This is a genomic window from Methylobacterium sp. WSM2598 (genome assembly GCF_000379105.1).
GTDB lineage: Bacteria > Pseudomonadota > Alphaproteobacteria > Rhizobiales > Beijerinckiaceae > Methylobacterium.
The window spans coordinates 873,023-897,067 of sequence record NZ_KB900609.1; the positions used below are offsets into that span (position 1 = coordinate 873,023).

A 24,045-nucleotide genomic window follows, 5' to 3' on the forward strand; every position below is an offset into this window, starting at 1 on the left:
TCTCCGGCGTCGCTCCGCATCCGGTCCTTCCCGTTCGAGAGCAGGGCTGCCCGTGCGAGAGCAGGGTTGCGAGGCGCTCGGCCGAGGCCGCGCGCGGGTGCCGATCCGCCACGGGGCGGGCGGGCGCCTTCGCTTCCTCATAACGCCCGTTTCCCGCCCCGAGCAATGGCGCGCGGTCGCGCGTCGGATCACCACACCGCCGCGCCGCGACCGGGCGCCCTGGCACGGCGGTTGCTGCCGGCGGCGGATCGAGGGAATGCCCCGCGCCCCGCCGCAGGCGGGGAGGAGACGACACCATGCCCCGCCGCGCCGAGATCCTGCGCCTGCCGATGGCCGCCCCCGACGACGTCTCGGCCATCGCCGCGTCCCTGCGCGACGGGCGCCTCGATCCCGGCGACGTGGTCGCGGTCTTCGCCAAGACCGAGGGAAATGGCTGCGTCAACGACTTCACCCGCCCGCTGGCGGTGCAGGCCCTGCGCGGGCTGTTCGGGCCGCTGATCGGCGAGGCGGCGCTCGGCCGGATCGCCATGGTGATGTCGGGCGGCACCGAGGGCGGGCTCTCGCCGCACTGGCTCGTGATCGCCGCCCGGGAGGCGGCCGGGCCGGGCCCGGCCCTCGCGGTCGGGCAGGCCCGCACGCCGCCCCTCGCCGCCGAGGATCTCGGGCGCCGCGCCCAGGTCGAGATGGTGGCCGCCGGCGTGCGGGCGGCGATGCGCGAGGCCGGACTCGACGCCGGTCAGGTCCATTACGTCCAGGTGAAGTGCCCGCTCCTCACCTCGGAGCGGATCGGGGCGGCCCTCGCCCGCGGCGCGGCACCCGCGACCCGGGACACGCTCAAGTCGATGGGCCTCTCGCGCGCGGCCGCGGCGCTCGGCGCCGCCCTCGCCCTTGGCGAGGTCCCGGCCGCCGCGATCGGCGAGACCGTGGCGGAGACCGATCCGGGACGTCACGCCCGCCGCTGCGGCGCCTCCGCGGGGGTCGAGCTCCTCGACCACGAGGTCGTGGTGATGGGGATGTCGCCCGACTGGACCGGCCCCCTGGTCATCGATCACGCCGTGATGGCGGACGCGATCGACCTCCGGCCGGTCGCGGCCTGCCTGGGGCGGCTCGGCCTGCTCGGGCCGGACGGGTTCGTGGACGAGGCCGGCCGGGCCAGGCTCGCCGCCCTCCTCGCCAAGGCCGAGGCCTCGGCGGACGGCGCGATCCGGGGCCGGCGGCACACGATGCTGACCGATTCCGACATCGCGCCGACCCGCCACGCCCGCGGCTTCGTGGCGGGGGCGCTCGCGGGCCTCGTCGGCGCCACCGACCTGTTCGTCTCCGGCGGGGCCGAGTTCCAGGGGCCGGACGGGGGCGGGCCGGTGGCGGTGATCGCGCGGCGGAGCGGCGCGGCCGGTCCGGCCTGACGGGGCGCCTTGCGCGGCTCTCAGGCCGCGTCCCGCACCTTCTCGACGTCGATCACGAGGCCGGCCGGCGTCATCCGCTCGCGGGCGACCAGCCGGTCGCCCGGCGCGAACACCCCGAGGGGAACGTCCCGGTCGGGGAGCACCACGGTCGCGTGCTTGTTCACGAACACGATCACGTGCCGCTTCCGGGGCAGCGAGGCCACCGACCAGCGCTTGAGCTGGGCGTAGTAGGGATCGCGCTTCCACGCGCCCGCCTGGCCCGGATCGACCTGGACGTTCAGGAAGCGGGTGACCGGATCCTGGGTCAGCACCATCTTGGCCCGGTCCGGCTTCCATTCCGGGCCGAGCCAGCCCTCGGTCATCCACAGGCAGTGGAAGGCCCGGCAATGATCCGGCCGCGTCGCGTGGATGCCGCAGCCCCGGCCGGCGACGGCGTGCCGGCACCACGTCCCGGCGACGCTCTCCACCGCCGGCACGTCGAAGACCTTGCAGCACAGGGTGCAGGCGCCGCAGGCGCGCCCGGGCGCGGGCTGGGAGACGAGGGAGGCGGGGTCGATCATGCTTGGAAGAGGTCTCATGCGCGGGCCGCCTTGGTGCGGGGGCATCGCGCCGCTAGTGTGGCGGCGGGCGGTTTTCTCCGAAGCGCCCCGAGAGGCCCGCGGCCATCCCGCGGAGCGGCCGAGATCCCGGGACCCTGCCGATGCTGTCGAACCTCGCCACCCGCGACGTCGAGACCCTGATCCATCCCTATACCAACCTCGCGCTGTTTCGCGAGACCGGGCCGCTCGTCCTCGACCGCGGCCACGGCGTCTGGGTCTACGACACCGACGGCCGGCCCTACCTCGAGGGCATGGCGGGGCTGTGGTGCACGGCGCTCGGCTACTCGAACGAGGAGCTGGTCGAGGCCGCCCGCGAGCAGATGGCGCGGCTGCCCTTCACGCACCTGTTCTCCGGCCGCAGCCACGACCCGGCGATCGAACTCGCCGAGATCCTGAAGGAGCTGGCGCCGATCCCGGTCTCGAAGGTGTTCTTCACCTCCTCGGGCTCCGAGGCGAACGACACCCAGGTCAAGCTCACCTGGTACCTCAACAACGCGCTCGGGCGGCCGCGCAAGAAGAAGATCATCTCGCACGTCAAGGGCTATCACGGGGTCACGGTGGCCTCGGCCTCGCTCACCGGCCTGCCCGCCAACCACGCGGATTGGGACCTGCCGCTGCCGGGCTTCCTGCACGCGCGCTGCCCGCACCATTACCGCGGCGCCGAGCCGGGCGAGAGCGAGGAGGCCTTCTCGGCCCGGCTCGCGGCCGAACTCGACGCGCTGATCCAGCGCGAGGATCCCGACACGGTCGCGGCCTTCATCGCCGAGCCGGTGCTCGGCGCGGGCGGCGCCATCGTGCCGCCGACAGGGTATTTCGAGGCGATCGGGCGCGTGCTCGCCGCCTACGACATCCGCTTCGTGGCCGACGAGGTGATCTGCGGGTTCGGCCGGCTCGGGACGTGGTTCGGCGCCGAGACGATGGGGATGCGGCCCGCCAGCCTGTCCTTCGCCAAGGCGATCACCTCGGCCTACATGCCCCTCGGCGGCCTCACGGTGGAGGAGCCGCTCTACCAGGCGATGCTCGACGAGAGCCGCAAGATCGGCACCTTCGGACACGGCACCACCTATTCGGGGCATCCGGTCGCCTGCGCGGTCGCCATCAAGGCGCTGGAGATCTACCGGCGCGACCGCCTCGTCGAGGCGGCCTCCGAGAAGGCGCCGCACTTTCAGCGCCGGCTCTCGGCCCTGGCGGAGCATCCCCTGGTCGGCGAGGCGCGCGGCATCGGCCTGATCGGGGGCCTCGAGATCGTGGCCGACAAGGCGACGAAGCGCCAGTACGACCCGAAGGCCGGGGTCGCCGCCCGCTGCGTGGCCTTCGCGCAGGCCGAGGGGCTGATCGTGCGCTTCCTCGCGGGCGACCGGGTCGCGGTCTGCCCTCCCCTGGTGATCACGCCCGACGAGATCGACGCGCTGTTCGACCGGCTCGCCCGCGCCCTCGACCGCACCGCGGAGTGGATCCGTCAGGAGAACCTGACGGCGGTCTGAGACCCGCCCTCGCCGGCGCGGCGGCGACGACGATGCGGGACCGAGACCCCATGCAGCATCGCCGCACGCCACTCCGCTCAGGCGCTGCGACGACCGGTTCGGCCCTCCCGCTGGAGAGCCTGAACCGGTCAGCGGGGCTCTCCCGGGTCCTCGGCCGGGCAAGGCCGTTTCGTCGCGAAGAATGCGTCAAAGGTCAGAGATTTGGGCCGAGCCCGGTCCCATTCTGGTCCGGGTCGGCTCCCGTGTCGTTCATCTCGCGTCCATCTCTGGGGCGGGGCCGCCCCCACCTTGCCCCCGCCGGGCCGCAATGGCGCCCGAGAGCCGACCGGTTCGGCCGTTTTATCGGCGGCGACCGGCCGAGCGAGAGCCGAGGTGACGAGAGGAACGAACTGATGGTGTCGCAAGCGCAGAGCCCGACCGAAGCGGCCACGAACCGCCCGCGCGAGGCTGGCGTGACGGCCGGATTCCGTCCCCTGGCGCTGCCGGCCCTCGCGGCGGCGGCCCGCGCGACCCGGGGCAAGCCCGACTGCGCCACCGCGGCGCGCCGGCCGATCCGGCACGAGCACGAGATCGCCGATTGATGGGGATGCGCGTCCGCGGTTGAACCGGTTGTTCACGGTTGACCTGTTCCCCTGAGCCGTGGGCCGGCGGCCACGCGCCGGGGGAACTCGCGTCGATGCTGATCATGCCGAGCCGGCGACAGGTCCTGACGGGCGCCGCCGGTCTCGCGGCGCTCGGAGCCGGGGCGGGCCTCTACGGCGGCGCGGTCGAGCCCGCCTGGCGCCTCGTGGTCACTCCCTACGCGCCGCGCCCGGCGAACTGGCCGCGGGCCCTGTCGCTGCGCATCGCCGCGCTCGCCGATTTCCACGTCGGCGAGCCCTGGATGTCGCTGGGGCGCGTCGAGGAGATCGTCGCGGCGACGAACGCCCTCGCTCCCGACCTCGTCCTCCTGCTCGGGGATTACCCCGGCGCGCGGCCGGTCGCCCTGCGGCGGGTGGCGCTCGCGGATTTCGCCAAGCGGCTGGCGTCCCTGCGGGCACCGCTCGGCGTGCACGCGGTCCTGGGCAACCACGATTGGTGGGACGATGCCGCCGCCCAGGCGCGGCGGCGCGGCCCGGTCGAGGCGCGCCGGGTGCTGGAGGCGCAGGGGATCACGGTCCTGGAGAACGCGGCCCTGCGGCTCGTGAAGGACGGGCAGCCCTTCTGGCTCGCGGGACTCGCCTACCAGGAGCCCTTCGTGCCGCAGGGGCTCTGGCACGGCCTCGCCGACATTCCCGGCACCCTCGCCGCCGTGACGGACGACGCGCCGGTGATCCTGATGGCGCACGAGCCCGACATCTTCCCGCAGGTTCCCGGTCGGGTCGCCCTCACCCTCGCCGGCCACACCCACGGCGGGCAGGTGCGCCTCCTCGGCCACTCGCCGGTCACGGCCTCGCGCTTCGGCCAGCGCTACGTCTACGGCCACGTGGTCGAGAATGGCCGCCACCTCGTCGTCTCGGGCGGGCTCGGCCTCAGCCGGATCCCGGTGCGGCTCGGCGTGCCGCCCGAGATCGTGCTCGTCCGGCTGACCGGCGCCGCGGCCGGCGCCCAGGTCTGATCCGGGATCCGCTCGATCGAAGCGGATCCCGGATCACACGCCTGCGCGGCGCCTGAGCGCGGCACCTGAGCGAAGCCGTCATCCGCATGGCCGACATGGGAGATGGCGAAGCCATCACCCGGACGTCGGATGAGACCGGCGGTCCTGTCTCATGACCGCCGGTGCCGTTCTCCGCCCGCGCCCCTCCGGGGCGCCCGCTCCCTCAGAGCGGGATGTTGTCGTGCTTCTTCCAGGGCTGCTCCACCCTCTTGGGACGCAGCATGGCCAGGACCCGCGCCACCCGGCGGCGGGTCGAGTGAGGCATGATCACCTCGTCGATGTAGCCCCGCTCCGCCGCCACGAACGGCGACATGAAGCGCTCCTCGTACTCGGCCGTGCGCGCCGCGATCTTGTCGGGATCGCCCATGTCCTGCCGGAAGATGATCTCGACCGCGCCCTTGGCGCCCATCACGGCGATCTGCGCGCTCGGCCAGGCGTAGTTCACGTCCCCGCCGATGTGCTTGGAGGCCATGACGTCGTAGGCGCCGCCGAAGGCCTTGCGGGTGATGACGGTGACGAGCGGCACCGTCGCCTGGCTGTAGGCGAAGAGCAGCTTGGCGCCGTGCTTGATGAGCCCGCCATATTCCTGCGCCGTCCCGGGCAGGAAGCCCGGCACGTCCACGAAGGTGACGATCGGGATGCCGAACGCGTCGCAGAAGCGCACGAAGCGGGCCGCCTTGCGCGAGGCGTCCGCGTCGAGCACGCCGGCCAGCACCATCGGCTGGTTGGCGACCAGCCCGACCGTGCGCCCCTCGATCCGCCCGAAGCCCGTGATGATGTTGCGCGCGAAGGCCGCCTGGATCTCGAAGAAGTCGCCCTCGTCGACCACCCGGCGGATCAGCTCGCCCATGTCGTAGGGCTTGTTGGGGTTGTCCGGGATCAGGGTGTCGAGGCTCTTGTCGAGCCGGGAGGGGTCGTCGAAGCTCTCGATCTCCGGCGCGCCCTCGAGGTTGTTGGCCGGCAGGAAGTCCATCAGGCGCCGGATCTGCAGGATCGCCTCGACGTCGTTCTCGTAGGCGCCGTCCGCGATCGAGGACTTGGCGGTGTGGACCTTGGCGCCGCCGAGCTCCTCGGCGGTGACGACCTCGTTGGTCACGGTCTTGACCACGTCCGGGCCGGTCACGAACATGTAGCTGGTGTCGCGGACCATGAAGATGAAGTCGGTCATGGCCGGCGAGTAGACGTCGCCGCCGGCGCACGGCCCCATGATCACCGAAATCTGCGGGATCACGCCCGAGGCGAGGACGTTGCGCTTGAAGACCTCGCCGTAGCCGCCGAGCGCGGCGACGCCCTCCTGGATGCGGGCGCCGCCGGCATCGAACAGGCCGATGATCGGGGCGCGCATCTTGAGGGCCATGTCCTGGACCTTGATGATCTTCTGGGCGTGCGCCTCCGAGAGCGAGCCGCCGAACACCGTGAAGTCCTTGGAGAAGACGAAGACGGTGCGGCCGTTGATGGTGCCCCAGCCGGTGACGACGCCGTCGCCCGGGATCTTCTGCCTCTCCATGCCGAAGTCGATGGAGCGGTGCTGGACGAACATGTCGAATTCCTCGAACGAGCCGGTGTCGAGGAGGAGTTCGATGCGCTCCCGCGCCGTGAGCTTGCCGCGCTTGTGCTGGGCCGCCACACGGCTCTCGCCGCCGCCGAGCCGGGCCTGCGCGCGCCGCTGGTCCAGCCGATCGAGGATGTCCTTCATTGCCTGCCGCCTGTTTTCGTCGAGCGCCCAAAGCCGCAAGGCTTGGCGGTATCGGGGAAATGCGGCTCTAGCACGCGGCCGCAGCGCCGCAAAACCGGCCGGATGGCCGAGAGACCTTGGCCGAGAGACCTTGGCCGAGGGGCCGTCGTCCGCCGAGGGAGGAGGCGCGCCGGCCCCTCGCGGCCGGCTCCTCGGGGCCGGGCCCGGTCGCGGCCCGCGCGGCCGGGCCATCGCCAGCCTTGCGGACGCCGCAAAGGGAGTCCAGAGGGCGGCGCCGGAACCTCACCGCGGGAGCGACGACTTTGGCGCATGCGACCGACAGGGCAACGCCGCTTCACCAGCAATCGGCCCTCCAGATCCAGCTGCAGGTGCTGCACGCGCTGATCCTGCGCGACATCCGCACGCGATTCGGCCGCACCATGTGGGGCTACGTGATCATCGTCGGCTGGCCGGTCGCCCACCTCTTCGTGCTGGTCGTCACCTTCCTGGTCCGAAAGGTCCCGGCGCCGATCGGCGAGAGCACGGCCCTGTTCATCCATACCGGCATGACGCCGATGATCATCTTCATCTATCTCTCCAGAAAGATGATGGAGGGAGTTCTGATGAACAAGCCGCTCCTCTCATTTCCCGACGTGAAATTCCTGGATGTCTGCCTGTCGCGCGGATTGGTCGAGATTCTGAATGCGTGCATGAGCGTGTCGCTCATCATGTTCATTCTGGCCGTCTCCGGCGTCAATCCGATTCCCGACAATGCGTTTCTCGCCATTATGTCGATCCTGACCTCGATCTTTTTCGCATTTGGTCTTGGTATAGTCTCTTGCAACGTCGTCCATATCTTCCCGCCCTTCCAGCTAGGGTTCGCCCTTTTCATTATTCTATTCTACGCCCTGAGTGGCGTGTTTTTTCTTCCGGACGGCATGCCGTCCGAAATTTATCACGTCATGTTGTGGAACCCGATGACGAACCTCATCATGGTGTTTCGATCCGCCTATTACCCTCAGTACACGCCCGACGCCTCACTCACGTATGTCGCGCTGGTGTCGGCACTTCTCACTTTTGTCGGATTGCTCTGGGAGCGGTTCTTCACGCGCTACATCTGACACGGGATCCGGTTGAGCTGAGCGGATCCCGCACCGGCCGGCCCGGGCGGCGGAGCCTGGCTGCGCCCGCCCGAGCGACGCCGGGATCCGCATCGCGAGCGGCCGCCCGGGTATCGGACGTCGCCCGCCGGGCTCGGGGATCCGCCTCGCCAGCCTCTCACCTGACCGAGTGCCCTGTCCCGCCCCCCGGACTGAGTGGCGGCAGCCGTGTTACGCGTCGTGGATCTGACGCCGACCGCCTCGGCCCCATGACGTCCGTCAGCACCCGAACCGGAAGCGAAATCCGTGGACACGAGTCACGCCAATCAACTCCTTCGGGACGGCTATCCGAACGAGGCCGTTCTCAGCGGAGCCGATCCGTCGGACGCAATCAATGTGCTGAAGCAAAAGAGCCACGCTCATTTGGTAGTCAGGGGCGACTCGCTCTCGCTTCCGCGGCCGGTCCGATATGATGAATACGGCATTCACAATCCGTATCTTGCAACTCGGTTTGAGAATACATTTCCTTGCATATTAGCACAAAGATACGAATCGCATCTTAACAAAAAAGTATACATGACCAATACAAGCCTTAGGGGAATGCAGTGGCCTGCTTATGAGTCGGGGATCGGCCGTGGACTAGAGGACGTCTTATCAACGCTCGGCGCTGATATTTTCGTCAGTCTATGGGGATACACACAGATCTGGCTCCATAAGGAAGAAACCTCATCGTTCGACAAAATCGATGACATATCGGAGAAATATACGAAAACCATCAACGCGCTACAACAAAGATTCCCATTGATGATCGTCGTTGTGGTCGATCTGCCGCTTCCGGGACCGGGGCTTTCTGAAAGATTTCCACGGATGGGTGATTACATCGATTTCTTCAATCAAAACAATTCAGAGCGCCTGAACAAAAATATCTTTCGATATACAATTCCTAATCATAAAACTATTCTACACGATGATCAGCAGCATTTTTCATCTGGCGGGCATTTAGCTATTGCAGACGGCATATTTGATTTGACTATGAGCTGCGCACTATGCTATCACTCTTTTCAAAATATGCTTGCGGCTGACTCGGAAGTGTGAGACGCGGTGGATGATGGCGGTTGGGCCGGGAGTGAAGCGGTTCATGCGGCCGGCCCACCTCGGAGACGCTCATTCACGCAGCGCCGCTCTGGCCAATGGCGGGCGGGCGGCGTGGGATGACGAAGCGGGCGTCGCGGGGTCCCCGCCAGGAGATGCCGGCAGGCCGCCCCTACCGATGCACGTCCTCCCATCATCCCAGTCACCCGCCCGCCCTTGGCACCCGCCCGCCCTTGGCCAGAGTCCCGCTGAAGCGCTGTTTGGAACGCGCGAGGACGACGCGGCGAGGACGCTGCCGGTTGAATGGCGGCGCCGTCCGTTCTCGTCGGGTGCCGGGTGCCCATCGCGGGCCAGACCGCCGGAACGAGGCATGAGGCACGAGGGTCCGTCCCGCCATCTGCTCTGAAGGATGCGGGGCCCCTGAGGCCCCGCTGACCACCCTGAACCGATCCCCGACCCGCCCTTCCCGGCCCCGGTCCGGCGGCAACGCGGCATCATACCCAATCCGCTTGATCCCTTCGGGATGGCGGATTGGGGCTTCGCTCACGCGCCGCGCGGGCTCATGATCCGCTTGATTCCTTCGGGATGGCGGATTGGGGCTTCGCTCACGCGCCGCGCGGGCTTGGGATCCGGGATCCGCTTCGATCAACCGGATCCCGGATCAGACCTGCCGCGGGCCCATCGCGGCCCACCGCCAAGCCCCTATCGGTGCACCGGCCCTTCCGCCTTGGCGGTGCCGAGGATGCAGAGCGCGATGCCGAGCATGCCGACCAGCGTCCCCAACGGGGAGGTGTGGGTGTAAGAGTAGGAGTAGCCCGCGCCGCCCACCACGATCCCCGCCAAGATGAGCAGCAGACCTTTGACCGAGGAGAGCTTGCTCACGTCCGGCGGCGACGTGCTCGCCAGGGGGGCACCTGACGCCGGTGCGGGCGCTTCGGGGGCGAGGCTCTGAGCCATGCTGACCTCCCTGTGATCAGCCGCCGTCAATTTAGCAGAACCCGGAACGAAATACGATCGCAGAACGCGGACACGTTCTGAAACGAGGAGCACCCGTCAAGGTTCGCGCGCTGCGCATCAATTCACGCCCACGCTCGCTGCGCAATCCGACATCGCGAGTGCTGACGCATCAGGACGGTGTCGAGGACGGGACGTGGCAGTCCCGCACCCGGACAGCGTTCGTGATCGCCGCGACAGGCTTCGGCATTCGCTCCGGCATCAAATCGGCTGGACGGGCGTTGTCCCCACGAGTGTCACAGGTGAGGCATCAGCCGGGAGGCTCTGTCACATGATGGACGATCACCCGCTCATCTGGCGGCCTGCGCGGCCCGGGGAGGCGGCCGACTTCTTCGCGGAGGTCGATGGTCACACGTTCGCTCGGGTCTGCAAGGTCATCCGCATGCCATCCTGGACCCCTCAGTGGGCCTGGAGCATCCTCCTGCGACAGCCCGCGTCCGTTCTCGGCTTCGACAAGTCAGGAACCGCGCCGACGAAGGGACAAGCCGTCGCTGCCGTGAGGGAGCGATGGCTCCTGGCGCGCGAGTGGTCCGCATGGATGGGCGAACCGCCGATCGCGGAGCGGGACGTGGCCCGCGCGGGGATCGCATCGCACCTCTGACGCCGCGGCGCGCATGGTGCCCCCGCCCTGCTCCGTCTCGGCCATGACGGGCAGGGCCGCGCGGTCGCAACGCCCCTGCTCGGCGGGCTCTCGGTCCGAGGACGACCGCACGCACCGTTGCGCAGCACCTCCGCGCCGACATGGCCGCGCGACTTGGCGCCAAGTGGCAACGGGTGAGCGCGGCCCAGTGCGGGCGCATGATGGTCGAAACCCTGGAGCGCGTCTCCGGCGACACCATCCGAGCCACCAGCAGCAGGCGGCCGCGAACTTCGGCCGGAAGGGCTGATCCGGTCCACCATCTCGATGGTATTGATCGGGTACTTCTGTGAGCCGCTGAGCTGTCTCGGGAATTTTGGTCGGAGTGGCAGGATTTGAACCTGCGACCCCCACGTCCCGAACGTGGTGCGCCATGCATGTATCACTGATTCATAAGGCTTTTCCCTCACTCTGAGGACCGCATTCGGACCGGTTTCTACTTTCATTCGGTCCACCATTCGGTCCACACCGCTCATCGGGCCTTCCTCACGATGTTCGCCGCGGCCTGCTTCTGATGGTCGGCGTGGTGGTGGCCGTAGGTCCGCTCCAGCGTCTCGACCGTCATGCCAAGATAGCCTGCCGCCTCCCACAGGTCGGTCCCGCGTTGCATCAGCCACGTGGCCGCCGTGTGCCGGAGCGTGTGCGGCGTGACGTCGACGAGCTCGGCATCCTTGCAGGCTCCGCGGAACGCCTTCTCCACCCCCGTCCCGACCGGCTTGCCCAGCCACTCGACTGCGTAGGTCTGACCGTTCCCGCGCCAGCGGCGCATGTGCGCGAGAAGCCGATTGGGGAGGCGCACAGGCGGGCGGCGCTTCTTCGTCTCGCGCTCGCCCGAGGCGCGCCGGTAGAAGACGCCGAGATCGAGGTCTATCCACCCGCCGCCCTGGATGGGCCCGAGTGAGGCGCCGCACACCGCGCTCGCCCGCGTGCCGGTGTAGAGCGCCACCAGTACGAAGCGTGCGACATGCTGACGCGAGCGCCGCCCGGTGGGCGAGCCCTTCTGCACCTCGCGATAGCGCCACGCGGCCCAGATCAGGCGTGCGGCCTCGGACCGGGTGAGCCACCGATCGCGTGCGGGGCCGCGTTCAGGGAGCACGACGCTCACCACCTCGCGGCAGTAGCCCTCGGCATGATGGTAGCGGATGGCTGCGCGGAGATCCTCGAGCTCGCGCCTAGCGACAGGGGCGTTGCGGTGGTCGACGTAAGCCCGGCAGGTTCGGCCCGTGACCTCGGACAGCTTCCGGTCGCCCCACCACGCCATCAGGGTCTCGCACCGCCTAATGACCTCGACCGGCCTCGCCTGCTTCGGCGCTCGCTCCTCGGCATACAGGCGAATCACGTCCGCGAGGGCGACCTCATCGGCGTAACGGTTGCGCTCGCGCGAGACATGCCGGCGCCGGAGGAGATATTGGGCGAGGGCCTCTTGAGCCTCTGGCGGAGGTCGGCCAGCGCGGCTTCCGCGGATGCCCGTGCTGACACGGACTCCGTTGTCGTCCTTGATGGTCCAGGTGCCGGGTCGGCGCTTGCCGTCCGATCCGCGGTTGCCAGGCTTGAGCCACAGTCGAGGGCCCTTGGCTTCTGCCGACATCTCGCGCGCCACTCCCTGATCCAGGCCAGCGTCGTATAGATCCGGCCGCCGAGACGCTCGATTTGCAGTTCGTCGCGGCCAGCTGCCCGGCGAAGCACCAAACCAGATACCGCCCCATCCGGGAAGGCAACCGCGGCCGCAACGTCGAGCAACAGCGGGGTATCGTCTGCGATTTCATCCCGGCTCGGTATGCGCGCGGGCATTCACTCCTCCTCTCCGTGTAGCCTCGGGGCGGGATCAATCAATTGGCACGACAGCGCAGCGGCCTTTGTCCCCGGCGAGAGTTCCGGGCAATCACCGGGGAGATCCCCTGGTGCGCCCAATCGAGTAGGTCCATGTAGTGGCCCGGTCGATGGATCATCCCGCCCTAGAATCGGGCAACGCCGAACTCTGTCGCGGGGCTAGCCTGTCCGAGTCGCACTGATCTTTTTGCGGTTGTAGAATTTCGACAGGCGCAGGCCGTAAACGCGTCACCAATCCTCAATGGATTTCCTGGACATGTCTGCACCCAATTGGCTGCGGGTGGACAGACCATGTCAGGCGTGGCGGCGCTTCACCATGACGGAAAAGGTAGATGTTTTTTCGGAAGTCGCGGGCCGGCTCCGATGTCACTGATCTACGTGCCAGGTGGTGGCACACTCCACTGACGTCCTCCGCGCCTGTCTGTGAATCGGCGTCCAAAGCGGACCCGCGGATCACTTGCGCCTAAGCATTTGAAAAGCTTTGTCTTTGGCTCGTAGAAGTAGGCACCGCTTCGGCGCCGATCGGCGTCCAAAAGGTGCCCACCCCAGTGACGGAAATGCCTTTCTGATCAAATTTTTAAACAGCAGACGAGGGTGGGGCCACTTCGGACGCCCATCTACAGGGCAAGCCGACTGGGCTATGGTCTACTACGCCGGGCATGGCATCGAGGTGGGTGGGACCAACTACCTCCTGCCCGTGGATGCGCAGCTCAAGACGGACCGGGACGTTCAGTTCGAGGCCGTCACTCTGGATCAGGTGCTCAGTAGCGTGGAGGGCGCGCGCAAGCTGCGGATCATCATCCTCGACGCATGCCGAAACAATCCGTTCATCCCAGAGATGGCCCGCACCATGACATCACGCTCTATCGGCCGCGGACTGGCGCGTGTGGAACCAGAAACGGGCGGTACACTGGTCGTATATGCCACGAAAGCTGGCCAAGTCGCTCTGGACGGAGCTCTCGGGCAGAACAACAGTCCCTTCGTGGCCGCACTTACCCGCAACCTTGTGAAGCCTGGGCTTGAGATCAATCGAGTGTTCCGGGCAGTCCGCGACGATGTCCTTGCTGAGACGGACCGCAGGCAGGAGCCGTTCGTGTACGGCTCGCTGCCGAACGAAGACTTCTACTTCAAGGCGCCCTGACTGGCGTGACGGGCGGGGTTCACCCAAACTGGCAGGCTGATGAGAGGCAATGGACGTCCCGGCAAAGGTGTTGATGATCGCCGCAGCGTACTTTGCAATTGCTCAAATCTGAGCAAACTTCTCCCCAAGGATGGGGAAGCCGATGCAGCGGGTCCTAGTTAGATCGCTTATCGCGTCGGGCACCCTCATCACACTTCTAGCCTCCGGCGCCGCTGCCCGCGAGTTCCGAGAGCCGAACGAGAACACGCTCGACCGGCACGGCCGGTATATCAACCGAGATGGCCGGTCGGTGCACCAGCCGGCGCACACACGGGACGGCAGCAAGCCCGAGGGAGCGACAGCCCACTGCCGAGACGGCACGTGGAGCTTCAGCCGGCACCGCGCTGGAACGTGCTCGGGGCATCATGGCGTCGCGAGTTGGGAGTGATCTCGGCCGGTGCTGGAACTAGGCGCGAGAGCGCCTAGTTCCGTCCACTCTGGGACAGATTGTGAATGCGGCGGCTTCCATAAGAATATCGAAAATATTTATGGCAGATCAGCTGCACAAAGAATTTCTTTTCAGCGCACGCGTACGCGCGGAAAAGTAATAGTTCCTGATGCGATCGCCTTCGAATTGGTGTGAAGCTCTCCAGTGCTCAATGCAGGCGATTTCGGCCCTCGCAGGGCGGCGACCATCTTCTGCCTGTTTAAGCCTTCAGTTGCTCTAGCCCGTCCCAGTCGAAGACAATGCCGTGGCCGGGCCGGTCAGGCGCACGCGCCTTGCCCTCCGCGATGGCGAGCGGCTCGGCGATGTAGCGCTCCAGGCCGAAGCCGTGCGCCTCCAGGTACGAGCGGTTCGGACAGGCGGCGAGCAGGTGCACCGTCACGTCGTGCGCCCCGTGGCTCGTCACCGGCAGGTTGAAGGCTTCCGCCAGCCGCGCGATCTTCATGAAGGCCGTGACGCCTCCGCAGTTCGTCACGTCGGGCTCCGGGTAGGTCACAGCGCCCGCCGCGATGTACGCCTTGAACTCCCAGAGCGAACGGAGGTTCTCGCCCGCCGCCACCGGCAGCCCGCCCTCGCGCACGATGCGGGCGTGACCCGCCGGATCGTCGGGGATGGTCGGCTCCTCCAGCCAGGTCAGATCGTGAGGCGCGAAGGCGCGCGCCGCCCGGATTGCCTCGTCCACGCCCCACTTCATGTTGGCGTCCGCCATCAGCGGGAAGCCCGCTCCGAGGTGCGCGCGCATTGCGGCCACGCGCTCGATGTCCTCGTGCAGACGTGGGCGCCCGACCTTCATCTTGATGGCGCGAAAGCCCTTGGCGAGGTTGTCGTCGGTCTGGCGCAGCAGCGCGTCGAGGGGCAGGTCGAGGTCGATACCGCCCGCGTAGACCGGGACATCCGGGTCAAAGCCACCGAGCAGCGACCAGAGCGGTGCGCCCGCGCGGCGCGCCTTGAGGTCCCAAAGTGCCATGTCGAAGGCGGAGAGCGCGAGCACGGTCGGCCCGCCGCGCCCACCGTAGTGCAAGGCCCACCACAGTTTGTGCCAGAGCGCCTCGATGCGGTCCGCGTCCTCGCCTGCCACAATCTCCGGGATCTCGCGGGCGAGCACCGCGTGGACAGCCGCACCGTTGCGCCCGACCGTGTAGGTGTAGCCGACACCCTCCGCACCGTCGCGGTCGCGCACCCGCACGGTGACGAGTTCGAAAGCGCGCATGGCGCCGTGCGTCGAGTCGGTCAGCACCTGCGGCAGCGGGATGCGGTAGAAGCCGGGCTCGACGGCGATGATCGTGTGCATGGCGTCCTCCCGCGGTGTCATTCGTGGGACCGTGATAGCGGAGGCGCGGCGAGGCAGCGAGGCGCACGGCTGATGGAACAGGTCTGACGCTTATGACCCGTACGCGAGGCTCGCTGCGGGTGGTTCTATGCCCTTCGCGGAGACGCCCCGGAAGGGCAGGAATGCGCCATTTCCTGACCTTCGAACCGGGCCGCCGGAGCGGCCGCTCGTCACTTGGTAGCTGACCTTCATCGTGCGATCGCACTGGCGACCCGACCGGCCGGCAGGGTCAATGCTCACACCCACGAGGCGCTCGTACGGTGATCACTTGAAGGCTCGCAGGCCGAGATGCCCACTCACTCGCTCGCGTGCTCCGCCACGTAGCGGCCGAGCGCGCTCGCGGCATTGAGCATGTGCGCACGCATCCGCCGCGCCGCAGCCTCCCCGTCGCCCTCCGCGATCGCCTGCAGGATCTCGCCGTGCTCCGCGCGCGAGCGCCGGATGCGCTCGCCGTGGCGCAACTGCGTGCGACGGAAGGCCGAGAGGCGCCCCCGGATCGCCAGCGCCTGCTCGGCCATGAAGCCATTGTGGGTCGCCCGGTAAAGCGCCTCATGGAAGGTGCGGTTCTGGGCGTCGTAGGCGTCGTAGTCTTGCGCGGCCACCGCCGCGGCCGATTGCTCGTGCAGGTCCATCAGAGCGCTTAGTTCAAGCGGCGTCATCCGGTAGGTGGCCAGCCGCACGCACAGCGCCTCGAACTCCGCCGTGGTCTCGAACATCTCCATGATCCGCTCAGGGGTCATGCGCGTGACGACCACTCCGCGCCGCGGCCGCACCTCGACGAGGCCGCTGGAGGCGAGCTGCCGCAGAGCCTCGCGCACGGGCGTGCGCGAGGCGCCGAAGCGGTCGGCTAGATCCTGCTCGTCGAGGGCGATGCCCGCCGGCAGCGCGCCGGAGGCGATCTCGTCCGTCAAGGCGTTGCGGATCTGATCGGAGAGGAGACCCCGCCCTTCGACACTGACGTCCATGCCGTCATCCTCTTGCTTCCCGCCGGACACATCCTCGGGTCCGGGCTCCGGCCGGGTCATCCCACGATCGCTCGCACAATCAGGAAGAACAGCGATGGACCCACAAGGCAGCCGATGCCGGTGTGGAACGTCGCCGTCAACGCCCCGTAGGGGACGAGCTTGGGATCGGTGGCGGCAAGGCCACCCGCGACGCCGCTCACCGTGCCCATCAGGCCGCCATAGGCCATCGCCGAGCGCGGGTTGTCGAGGCCGATCAGCCGGGCGACCAGTGGCGTGCCCACCATCACCATTACGGCCTTGGTGACGCCCGTGGCGATGGAGAGCGCCATCACGGTGGAATCCGCGCCGAGTGCCGCGCCCGTCACCGGTCCGACGATGTAGGTAATGGCGCCCGCCCCGATCGTCGTGATCGAGACCGCGTCGTGATAACCGAAGGCCGCCGCCGTCAGCGTCCCAACGATGAAGGGCAGCACCGTGCCGAGGGCGAGCGCAATCACGCCGAGGAGGCCGGCGCGGCGGGCCTCGATGACGTCCACCTCGAAGGCGGTCGCGACGATGGCGAAGTCGCGCAACATCGCGCCGCCCATCAGGCCGATCCCGGCCAGGGCCGGGATGTCGGCGAGACCCCGCTTACCCCCCGTGACGAGCCCGCCGACATAGGCGAGCACGAGGCCGAGCACGATGGCGATGGCCGAGCCGTGGATGCGCCCGCGCGTCAGGCGCTTGCCGACGAAGTTCGAGATCAACATCAGCCCACCGACTACCGCGAAGGCGGCGACCAGGCTCTGCTCGACGAAGACGTGTTCCAGCATGTGCAGCATGGGGGTCACCTCCGGGCCGTCGTGGAATAGGGCGCCTCGTCGGTGTCGCCCGCGATCACCGCACCGCCGTGCTCGACCTCGGCGCTGATCTTCGCCGACCGGCCGCCGAGCCGACCGAGCAACGCCGTCGCGGCGAAGCACAGCATCACGCTGCCGACCGCCGCGATGACCACGATCGGGCCGCCGCTCACGGCCGCCACGACGTTCTGCTGCGCGGCCATGGCGACCACGATGGGGATGTACATGGTCGCCCAGAACTCGACCCCGAGTTGGGTCGCGTGGCTGAGCCGGCCGTGACGCACCAGCCAGACCCGAGCGGCGATCAGCAGCATCATGGCGATGCCGACGCCGCCGACATTCGCCTTCACCTGAAGCAGAACCCCGAGCAGGTCGCCCAGGAACACCCCGATCAGGGTGCAGAGCGCGAGGAGCGCGACGCCGAGGATCGTCATCGGTCGCCCTCCCGGCGCGTGCCGGCCAGCACGGATCGGCGGCCCGGCTCGGGCCTTGTGCATGCACCCATCATGGGGCGTCTCCTTCCCGTATGCGATGTTTCGCGTTGACGACCTACTCGTATACAGGTTCTTGACACGGGCGCAAGATAGAATACAAGAGAGCCGCATTGGCGCTGCTGCGGATGCAGTCGGGGCCGATGAACGGCCTTGCGCATACGCAGGCGTCACAGCAGGGAGTGGAGTGGATGAGCGCCTGGCGTCAGGAACGGGCGGCCCGCGATGCGCGGATCGAGGCAGGCCGCGCCCACGCCTCCGGCAAGGTGGTGGAGGCCGACAGGGTCGTCGACCTGCTGGAGGCGGTGCTCCGACCGGGCGACCGGGTCTGTCTGGAGGGCGACAACCAGAAGCAGGCGGATTGCCTCGCGCGGGGGTTGAGCCAGTGCGATCCCGCCCGCGTGCACGACCTGCACATGGTCCAGTCCGGCATCGTGCTGCCGGAGCACCTCGACCTGTTCGAGCAGGGGATCGCCAAGCGCCTCGACTATTCCTATTCGGGGCCGCAGGGCGGGCGCATCGCCCGCATGCTCTACGGCGGGCAGATCGAACTCGGGGCGGTGCACACCTACCTGGAGCTGTTCGCCCGCTACTTCGTCGACCTCACGCCGAACGTGGCGCTGATCGCGGGCGTTTCGGCCGACCGGGACGGCAACCTCTATACGGGGCCGAATACCGAGGACACGCCCACCGTCGTCGAAGCCACTGCCTTCAAGAATGGGATCGTGGTGGCGCAGGTCAACGAGATCGTCGACCGCGTGCCGCGCGTCGACATCCCGGGTGACCGGGTCGACTTCGTGGTCGCGGCCGACAAGCCGTTCTACGTCGAGCCGCTGTTCACCCGCGATCCCGCGGCGATGACCGAGACGCAGATCCTGATGGCCATGATGGCGATCAAGGGGATCTATGCCGAGTACGGCATCCGCCGCCTCAACCACGGCATCGGCTTCGGCACCGCGGCGATCGAATTGCTGCTGCCGACCTACGCCGAGCGGCTCGGGCTGAAGGGCAGGATCGCCACCCATTGGGCGCTCAACCCCCACCCGACCCTGATCCCGGCGATCGAATCGGGCTGGGTGAAGCAGATCCACTGCTTCGGTTCCGAGGTCGGTATGGACCGCTACATCCGCGAGCGGCCGGACGTGTTCTTCACCGGTGCCGACGGCTCCTTGCGCTCGAACCGGGCCTTCTGCCAGACGGCCGGGCTCTACGCCTGCGACCTCTTCATCGGCTCGACTTTGCAGATCGACCTCTCAGGCCATTCCTCGACGGTGACGCAGTCGCGGGTGGCGGGCTTCGGCGGCGCGCCCAACATGGGCTCGGACCCGCACGGGCGACGCCACCCCTCCGACACCTGGATGAAGGCGGGGCGGGAGGCGCAGGGGACGGGCGATCCGGCCCTGATGCGCGGGCGCAAGCTCGTGGTGCAGATCGTCGAGACCTTCGGCGACAAGCTCGTGCCAGCCTTCGTGGAGCAGCTCGACGCGCTCGAACTCGCCAGGAAGCTCGGGCTCGAACTCGCCCCCGTGATGGTCTACGCCGACGACGTCACCCACATCGTCACCGAGGAGGGCATCGCCAACCTCCTCCTCTGCCGCACCCCCGACGAACGCGAGCAGGCGATCCGCGGGGTGGCGGGCTATACCGAGATCGGCCGCAAGCGCGACCGCGCCATGGTCGAGCGCCTGCGGGAGCGCGGCATCGTGCGCCGCCCGGAGGATCTCGGCATCGAGCCCCTCGACGCCGACCGCTCCCTGCTGGCGGCGAAGTCGATCAAGGATCTCGTGCACTGGTCGGGTGGCCTCTACGAGCCGCCCGCGAAGTTCCGCAACTGGTGAGGCCGCGATGGAAAAGCTGAACTTCCGACACACCACGCGCCGCGCGCTTGCCGGCGCCAAGGCGCAGGCCATCACCGGCGTGGTCGCCTCCGGCAACCTCGAAGTGCTGCTGGAGCGGGTGCTGCCGCCGACCGACTGCACGGTCGAGATCGAGACGGCGATCCACGGCTACGGCGAGGTCTGGGCGGCGGTGGTCGCCGACTTCGTCGCCCGCACCGAGCCCGGGGGCCTGCGCATCACCATCAACGACGGGGGTGCCCGCCCCGACACCGTGTCCCTGCGCCTGCTCCAGGGTGCCCGGCTGATGGAGGCCTGACGTGAGCGAGCGGATCACCAATTCCACGACTGCGAGTTGGTACGAGGCGAGCGCCCGCGCCCGCCTCGACGGCCTCCTCGACGATGGCAGCTTCCGCGAGTTCATCGGCCCCGAGCAGCGCCGGACGAGCCCGCACCTGCCGCTCTTCGACCTGCCGCGCGCCTTCGACGACGGCATGGTCGTCGGGGCGGGCCGCCTCGACGGAAAACCCGTCCTCGTCGCCGCGCAGGAGGGCCGCTTCATGGGCGGCGCCTTCGGCGAGGTGCACGGCGCCAAGCTCGTCGGGCTCCTGCGCGCCGCCCTGACGCTGAAGCCTGCCGCGGTGCTGATCCTGTTCGACACCGGCGGCGTGCGCCTACAGGAGGCCAATGCCGGTGAGACCGCCATCGCCGAGGTGATGCGGGCCATCACCGAGGTGCGCTCGGCCGGCGTGCCGGTGGTCGGGCTGATCGGCGGCCGCGCCGGGGCCTACGGGGGCGGCGGTCTCATCGCGGCCACCTGCTCGCGGCTCGCGGTCTCCGAGGGCGGTCGCATCAGCGTCTCGGGGCCGGAGGTGATCGAGACCAACAAGGGGGCGGAGGAATTCGATTCCCGCGACCGGGGGCTCGTCTGGCGCACCATGGGGGGCAAGCACCGGCGCCTCACGGGCGGCGCGGACGCCTTCGTGGACGACACGGTCGCGGCCTTCCGGGAGGCGGCCCTCGCGCTGATCGCGCGCGCGCCAGCCTTCGATCTCGCGACGCTCGACGCCGAGCAGGCGCGGCTGGAGGAGCGCCTCGCGCGCTTCGGTGCGTGCCGCGACGGCACCGAGATCTGGGCCCGGCTCGGGGTGAACGACCCGGCTGCTGTGCCGGGGATGACGACGGCCGAGTTCGACGCCCTGCTCGCCAGCCTCGCGGAGACGACCCATGACGCTCGCTGAGATCCTCTCCTCGCTGTTCCCAGAGGGCCATGCCGTCGCGGTGGCGGACGGGCTCATCAGTGGTGAAGGACCGTTCCGGGGCGGCCGCCTCGCCGTGATCGGCCTCGACGGCGACGTGGCCCTCGGTGTCGAGGGCGCCTGCCGGCTCGCGGGCCACGTCCTCGACGTGGTGCGCCGGGCTGAGCGCACGCCGATCCTGGTGGCGATCGATTCCGACAGCCAGCGCATGAGCCGGCGCGACGAGCTGCTCGGCCTCAACGAGTACCTCGCACACCTCGCCAAGGCCCTGCTCTTCGCCGACCAGAAGGGCCACCCGACAGTCGGGCTGATCTACGGGCACTCGGCGGCGGGCGCCTTCATCGCGACGGCGCTCGCGACCCGGGTCCTCGTTGGGCTGCCGGGGGCGAACCCGAGCGTGATGGACCTGCCCTCCGTCGCCCGGGTGACGAAGCTGCCCCTCGACCGGCTGGAGGCAATGGCCAAGGACACACCCGTGTTCGCGCCCGGCCTCGACAACATGGTGAAGACAGGCGCCGTGCAGGCGGTGCTCGATCCCGACCGTCCGCTGGCGGCCCAGATCGCGGCCGTGCTCGACGCGATGCCGGAGCGCGACGCGCGCGACCGCGCCGGGCGCGAGCGCGGCGGCCGGCCCCTCGCCGAGGAGATTGCCGCACAGGTGGTGCGGGAGGCGGCCCTTGGCTGAGGCCTACCGGCGCCACGACCTCCTCGACGTCGTGCCGCAGGCCTGGACGGCCGTGCTCGCCGGCCGGCCGGACCTCGCCGGCGTGCCGCACGTGGCAGAATGGGCGGGGTTGGGGCGCCCGGTCATCCTGCGCCGCTCCCATCCCGAGGAGGCGAGACTGGTGCCGGTTGGCCTGCCTCTGCCGCCGCGGGACGGCAAGCGCCGCATCGGCCTCGCGCTCCCGCCCGAGGCGGTGCGGCTGCGGGCTCCGGTCGCCCTCGCGGCGACCCGCGACGTCTGCCCGGAGTCTTGGGCGGCGACCCTCGCGCAGGTCGTGGCCCTCGGCGAGGCGCACGGCCTCGTGCCGCGCGCCTTCGGGAGCCTGCTCTGGCAAAGCCTGACGGGGCTGCCCTACCTGTCGGAGACCTCGGACCTCGACCTGCTCTGGCCCGTGGCCGGAGCGGTCCCGGGCGGGCTCCTCGACGGCCTTGCAGAAATCGAGGCACAGGCACCGATGCGCCTCGACGGCGATATCCTGATGCCCGGCGGGGGCGGCGTGAACTGGCGCGAACTGCACGAAGCCGCCCCGGGCGATGCCGTGCTCGTCAAGCGCCGCGACCGCCTCGTCATGCGTGAGGCGGCCGCGATCCTGGCGGGAGAATCAGAATGAGCGCGCTTGCCACCCTCCCGCTGCACGCGCGGGCACAGGACCACCACGCGGCGGACGCCATCGCGCAGGCCGCCGCGAGCGCATTGCGAGGCGAACTCGACACGTATCCGAAGCCCGGCCTCGTCAGTCCCGTCGATTCCGGCAGCCACGCGGACATGGACGTGGGCACCTTTCGGGCGAGCGCCAGGGCGATCGCGCCCTTCTTCGCCGACCTTGCGCTCGCGGGAGCGGCTGGGGCGCCGATGCCAGCCCTGCGGCGCATCGGCCTCGACGCGGAGGCGGCGATGCGGGCCGCGACGGGGGGCGTGAACACGCATCGCGGCGCCATCTTCGGTCTCGGCCTCCTCTGCGCCGCGGCCGGCGCCTTGCCAGGCGCAGGCGCAGGGGCGTTGGGCCGCCTCGTGCGGAAGCGCTACGGCGAGGCGATCCTCGACGGACCGGTCCTGCTCCACGCGCCGGGCGCGCGGGTGCGCCGCCGCCACGGGGTGGGCGGCGCGCCGGCCGAGGCCTCCGCAGGCTTCCCGACTCTCTACCGGGTCGGCCTGCCAGCTCTGCACCGAGGCCGGCGGCTTCGCCCTGACGCCCCGGACGCGGCGCGCGTCGAGACCTGCCTCGCCCTGATCGCGCATCTTGAGGACACGAACCTCCTGCATCGGGGCGGGCCAGAGGGCTACACCTTCGCGCGGGCCGCGGCCGCGCAGTTCATCGCGGAGGGGGGCGTAGCGCAGCCCGACTGGCGGGAGCGGGCGGAAGGCCTCCACCATGCCTTCGTGTCCCGCAATCTCAGCCCCGGCGGCGCGGCGGACCTTCTGGCCATGACGCTGTTCGTCGACGGGTTCGAGGCACCGTGACCCTCGCGGTGCTCCTGTCGGGCCAGGGCGGCCAGCACCCCGGCATGTTCGACCTCACGGCGGACCTGTCGGCCGCCGAGCCAGTCTTCGCGGCGGCCGCGCGCGTCCTCGGCTCCGACCCGCGGGCGCTCGTCCGCTCCGCAGGGGCGGACCTTCACGACAACCGCACCGGGCAGGTGCTCTGCTGCGTGGCCGCCCTGGCGGGGTGGACGATGGTCGCAGCGGCGCGCCCGGCCCGCGCGATCGTGGCGGGCTACAGCATCGGCGATCTCGCGGCTTGGGGCTGCGCAGGCCGTCTCGATGCGGAGGCGGTGATTCGCCTCGCAGCCACGCGGGCAGAGGCGATGGACGCGGCAGCGCCCGAGGGGTTCGGGCTCGCGGGCATCCGGGGCCTGCCGCTCGCCGCGATCGCCGCGCTCGCCGGGCGGCACCACTGCTACCTCGCCATCCGCAACGCGGCCGACAGCGCGGTGGCCGGCGGCGCGACGGGCGCGCTCGATGTCCTGTGCAGCGATGCCCTCGCGGCCGGCGCGCGCCGTGCCGTGGTCCTGCCGGTGCACACGCCCTCTCACACGCCGTTCCTGGCGCAGGCAAGCCAGCGTTTCGAGGAGGTTCTAGGTCGGGAAGACGTGCGGCGCCCGCCGCAGGGCGCCCCGCGGCTGATCAGCGGGCTCGATGGTGCGCCGGTCTTCGACGCCCGAGCGGGCTTGACCAAGCTGGCGCGGCAGATCTCGCACACGATCGACTGGTCCGCCTGCCTTGAAGCCTGCCGGGAATACGGGGCCGACACCGTGCTGGAACTCGGCCCCGGTCACGCGCTCGCTACCATGGCCCGGGACGCTATTCCTGGAGCCCGCGTGCATGCGTTCGACGAATTCCGCTCGGCCTCCGGTGCCGCCGCATGGCTCTGGAACGGCTAATTTAAACGTGCCCTGCAACATTCGTCAGACCTCGCCTATTTGCCAACGCTCCTGATCGGTCCATCGAGGTCGGTCTCCTCCTCCGCCTCCCGGTTGCTTGAGACACCCCAGAAGCGGACGGTC

At 69.2% G+C, this 24,045-nt stretch carries 24 protein-coding genes; 16 read left to right on the forward strand and 8 right to left on the reverse strand.

Going from position 1 to position 24,045, the window contains the following annotated elements:
• The first annotated feature begins 296 nt into the window (after positions 1–296).
• Positions 297–1,406 (forward strand): ring-opening amidohydrolase, encoded by a 1,110-nt coding sequence (locus MET2598_RS0104230; protein WP_012333591.1) that lies wholly within the window; start codon positions 297–299, stop codon positions 1,404–1,406.
• A 20-nt stretch (positions 1,407–1,426) separates the two neighbouring features.
• On the opposite strand, the gene MET2598_RS0104235 is transcribed toward MET2598_RS0104230, so the two are convergent.
• A complete protein-coding gene (locus MET2598_RS0104235; protein WP_012333590.1) occupies positions 1,427–1,966 on the reverse strand; it encodes a hypothetical protein in 540 nt (179 codons plus the stop codon).
• Positions 1,967–2,106: 140 nt separating this feature from the next.
• Here MET2598_RS0104235 and MET2598_RS0104240 point away from each other — a divergent pair, with 140 nt between their 5' ends.
• The 3 genes from MET2598_RS0104240 (at position 2,107) to MET2598_RS0104250 (ending at position 5,086) form a co-directional block, all read left to right on the forward strand.
• On the forward strand, positions 2,107–3,489 hold the full coding sequence (locus MET2598_RS0104240) for an aminotransferase (protein WP_018259975.1): 1,383 nt from the start codon (positions 2,107–2,109) through the stop codon (positions 3,487–3,489).
• 392 nt (positions 3,490–3,881) lie between these two features.
• A complete protein-coding gene (locus MET2598_RS0104245; protein WP_018259976.1) occupies positions 3,882–4,070 on the forward strand; it encodes a hypothetical protein in 189 nt (62 codons plus the stop codon).
• Positions 4,071–4,165: 95 nt separating this feature from the next.
• Positions 4,166–5,086, forward strand: coding sequence for a metallophosphoesterase (locus tag MET2598_RS0104250; RefSeq protein WP_018259977.1), 921 nt, complete (start codon positions 4,166–4,168; stop codon positions 5,084–5,086).
• A gap of 202 nt (positions 5,087–5,288) precedes the next feature.
• Here the strand turns inward: MET2598_RS0104250 and MET2598_RS0104255 are convergent, their stop codons facing one another.
• Positions 5,289–6,821, reverse strand: a complete 1,533-nt coding sequence (locus MET2598_RS0104255) for an acyl-CoA carboxylase subunit beta (RefSeq protein ID WP_018259978.1) — start codon at positions 6,819–6,821, stop codon at positions 5,289–5,291.
• A gap of 116 nt (positions 6,822–6,937) precedes the next feature.
• Between MET2598_RS0104255 and MET2598_RS0104260 the strand changes: the two genes are divergently transcribed.
• Complete coding sequence (locus tag MET2598_RS0104260) at positions 6,938–7,921, forward strand: ABC transporter permease (protein ID WP_236728662.1); 984 nt, start codon at positions 6,938–6,940, stop codon at positions 7,919–7,921.
• A gap of 285 nt (positions 7,922–8,206) precedes the next feature.
• Positions 8,207–8,995, forward strand: coding sequence for a hypothetical protein (locus MET2598_RS40715; protein ID WP_157182084.1), 789 nt, complete (start codon positions 8,207–8,209; stop codon positions 8,993–8,995).
• Positions 8,996–9,694: 699 nt separating this feature from the next.
• Here MET2598_RS40715 and MET2598_RS0104265 read toward each other — a convergent pair.
• Positions 9,695–9,949: a hypothetical protein gene (locus tag MET2598_RS0104265; RefSeq protein ID WP_018259979.1), complete on the reverse strand. Its 255-nt coding sequence runs from the start codon at positions 9,947–9,949 to the stop codon at positions 9,695–9,697.
• A gap of 328 nt (positions 9,950–10,277) precedes the next feature.
• On the opposite strand from MET2598_RS0104265, the gene MET2598_RS0104270 reads away from it, so the two are divergent.
• On the forward strand, positions 10,278–10,607 hold the full coding sequence (locus MET2598_RS0104270; RefSeq protein WP_012333582.1) for a hypothetical protein: 330 nt from the start codon (positions 10,278–10,280) through the stop codon (positions 10,605–10,607).
• A gap of 508 nt (positions 10,608–11,115) precedes the next feature.
• Here MET2598_RS0104270 and MET2598_RS35925 read toward each other — a convergent pair.
• Positions 11,116–12,243, reverse strand: coding sequence for a tyrosine-type recombinase/integrase (locus tag MET2598_RS35925; protein ID WP_236728663.1), 1,128 nt, complete (start codon positions 12,241–12,243; stop codon positions 11,116–11,118).
• A 717-nt stretch (positions 12,244–12,960) separates the two neighbouring features.
• On the opposite strand from MET2598_RS35925, the gene MET2598_RS0104285 reads away from it, so the two are divergent.
• Positions 12,961–13,614, forward strand: coding sequence for a caspase family protein (locus MET2598_RS0104285; protein ID WP_330218337.1), 654 nt, complete (start codon positions 12,961–12,963; stop codon positions 13,612–13,614).
• A gap of 142 nt (positions 13,615–13,756) precedes the next feature.
• Entirely contained in the window at positions 13,757–14,041 is a 285-nt protein-coding gene (locus tag MET2598_RS38585) for a DUF3761 domain-containing protein (protein WP_236728664.1), read from the forward strand.
• Positions 14,042–14,300: 259 nt separating this feature from the next.
• On the opposite strand, the gene MET2598_RS0104290 is transcribed toward MET2598_RS38585, so the two are convergent.
• From MET2598_RS0104290 to madL, 4 genes are all read right to left on the reverse strand, one after another.
• The gene (locus MET2598_RS0104290; protein WP_018259982.1) at positions 14,301–15,389 is read right to left on the reverse strand and encodes a mandelate racemase/muconate lactonizing enzyme family protein; all 1,089 of its coding nucleotides are present in this window, start codon (positions 15,387–15,389) and stop codon (positions 14,301–14,303) included.
• A gap of 335 nt (positions 15,390–15,724) precedes the next feature.
• Positions 15,725–16,393, reverse strand: coding sequence for a GntR family transcriptional regulator (locus tag MET2598_RS0104295; RefSeq protein ID WP_018259983.1), 669 nt, complete (start codon positions 16,391–16,393; stop codon positions 15,725–15,727).
• Positions 16,394–16,449: 56 nt separating this feature from the next.
• Positions 16,450–17,214, reverse strand: coding sequence for a malonate transporter subunit MadM (madM, locus tag MET2598_RS0104300; RefSeq protein ID WP_018259984.1), 765 nt, complete (start codon positions 17,212–17,214; stop codon positions 16,450–16,452).
• A gap of 5 nt (positions 17,215–17,219) precedes the next feature.
• A complete protein-coding gene (gene madL, locus MET2598_RS0104305) occupies positions 17,220–17,666 on the reverse strand; it encodes a malonate transporter subunit MadL (RefSeq protein ID WP_018259985.1) in 447 nt (148 codons plus the stop codon).
• Between the two features lie 248 nt (positions 17,667–17,914).
• Here madL and mdcA point away from each other — a divergent pair, with 248 nt between their 5' ends.
• The 7 genes from mdcA to MET2598_RS0104340 are packed head-to-tail and all read left to right on the forward strand — an operon-like array spanning position 17,915 to position 23,922.
• Positions 17,915–19,561 carry a malonate decarboxylase subunit alpha gene (gene mdcA, locus MET2598_RS0104310; RefSeq protein WP_018259986.1) on the forward strand — a complete coding sequence of 549 codons (1,647 nt, stop codon included), beginning with the start codon at positions 17,915–17,917 and terminating at the stop codon, positions 19,559–19,561.
• Between the two features lie 7 nt (positions 19,562–19,568).
• On the forward strand, positions 19,569–19,877 hold the full coding sequence (gene mdcC, locus MET2598_RS0104315; protein ID WP_018259987.1) for a malonate decarboxylase acyl carrier protein: 309 nt from the start codon (positions 19,569–19,571) through the stop codon (positions 19,875–19,877).
• Between the two features lies 1 nt (position 19,878).
• Positions 19,879–20,799, forward strand: a complete 921-nt coding sequence (locus MET2598_RS0104320; RefSeq protein ID WP_018259988.1) for a biotin-independent malonate decarboxylase subunit beta — start codon at positions 19,879–19,881, stop codon at positions 20,797–20,799.
• The gene (gene mdcE, locus MET2598_RS0104325) at positions 20,786–21,502 is read left to right on the forward strand and encodes a biotin-independent malonate decarboxylase subunit gamma (protein ID WP_018259989.1); all 717 of its coding nucleotides are present in this window, start codon (positions 20,786–20,788) and stop codon (positions 21,500–21,502) included. The genes MET2598_RS0104320 and mdcE overlap by 14 nt, the downstream gene beginning before the upstream one ends.
• Positions 21,495–22,151, forward strand: a complete 657-nt coding sequence (gene mdcG / locus MET2598_RS0104330) for a malonate decarboxylase holo-[acyl-carrier-protein] synthase (RefSeq protein WP_018259990.1) — start codon at positions 21,495–21,497, stop codon at positions 22,149–22,151. Before mdcE ends, mdcG begins: the two co-directional genes overlap by 8 nt.
• Positions 22,148–23,002 carry a triphosphoribosyl-dephospho-CoA synthase MdcB gene (mdcB, locus tag MET2598_RS0104335; protein WP_018259991.1) on the forward strand — a complete coding sequence of 285 codons (855 nt, stop codon included), beginning with the start codon at positions 22,148–22,150 and terminating at the stop codon, positions 23,000–23,002. Before mdcG ends, mdcB begins: the two co-directional genes overlap by 4 nt.
• Complete coding sequence (locus tag MET2598_RS0104340) at positions 22,999–23,922, forward strand: acyltransferase domain-containing protein (protein ID WP_018259992.1); 924 nt, start codon at positions 22,999–23,001, stop codon at positions 23,920–23,922. The genes mdcB and MET2598_RS0104340 overlap by 4 nt, the downstream gene beginning before the upstream one ends.
• Positions 23,923–24,045: the final 123 nt, after the last annotated feature.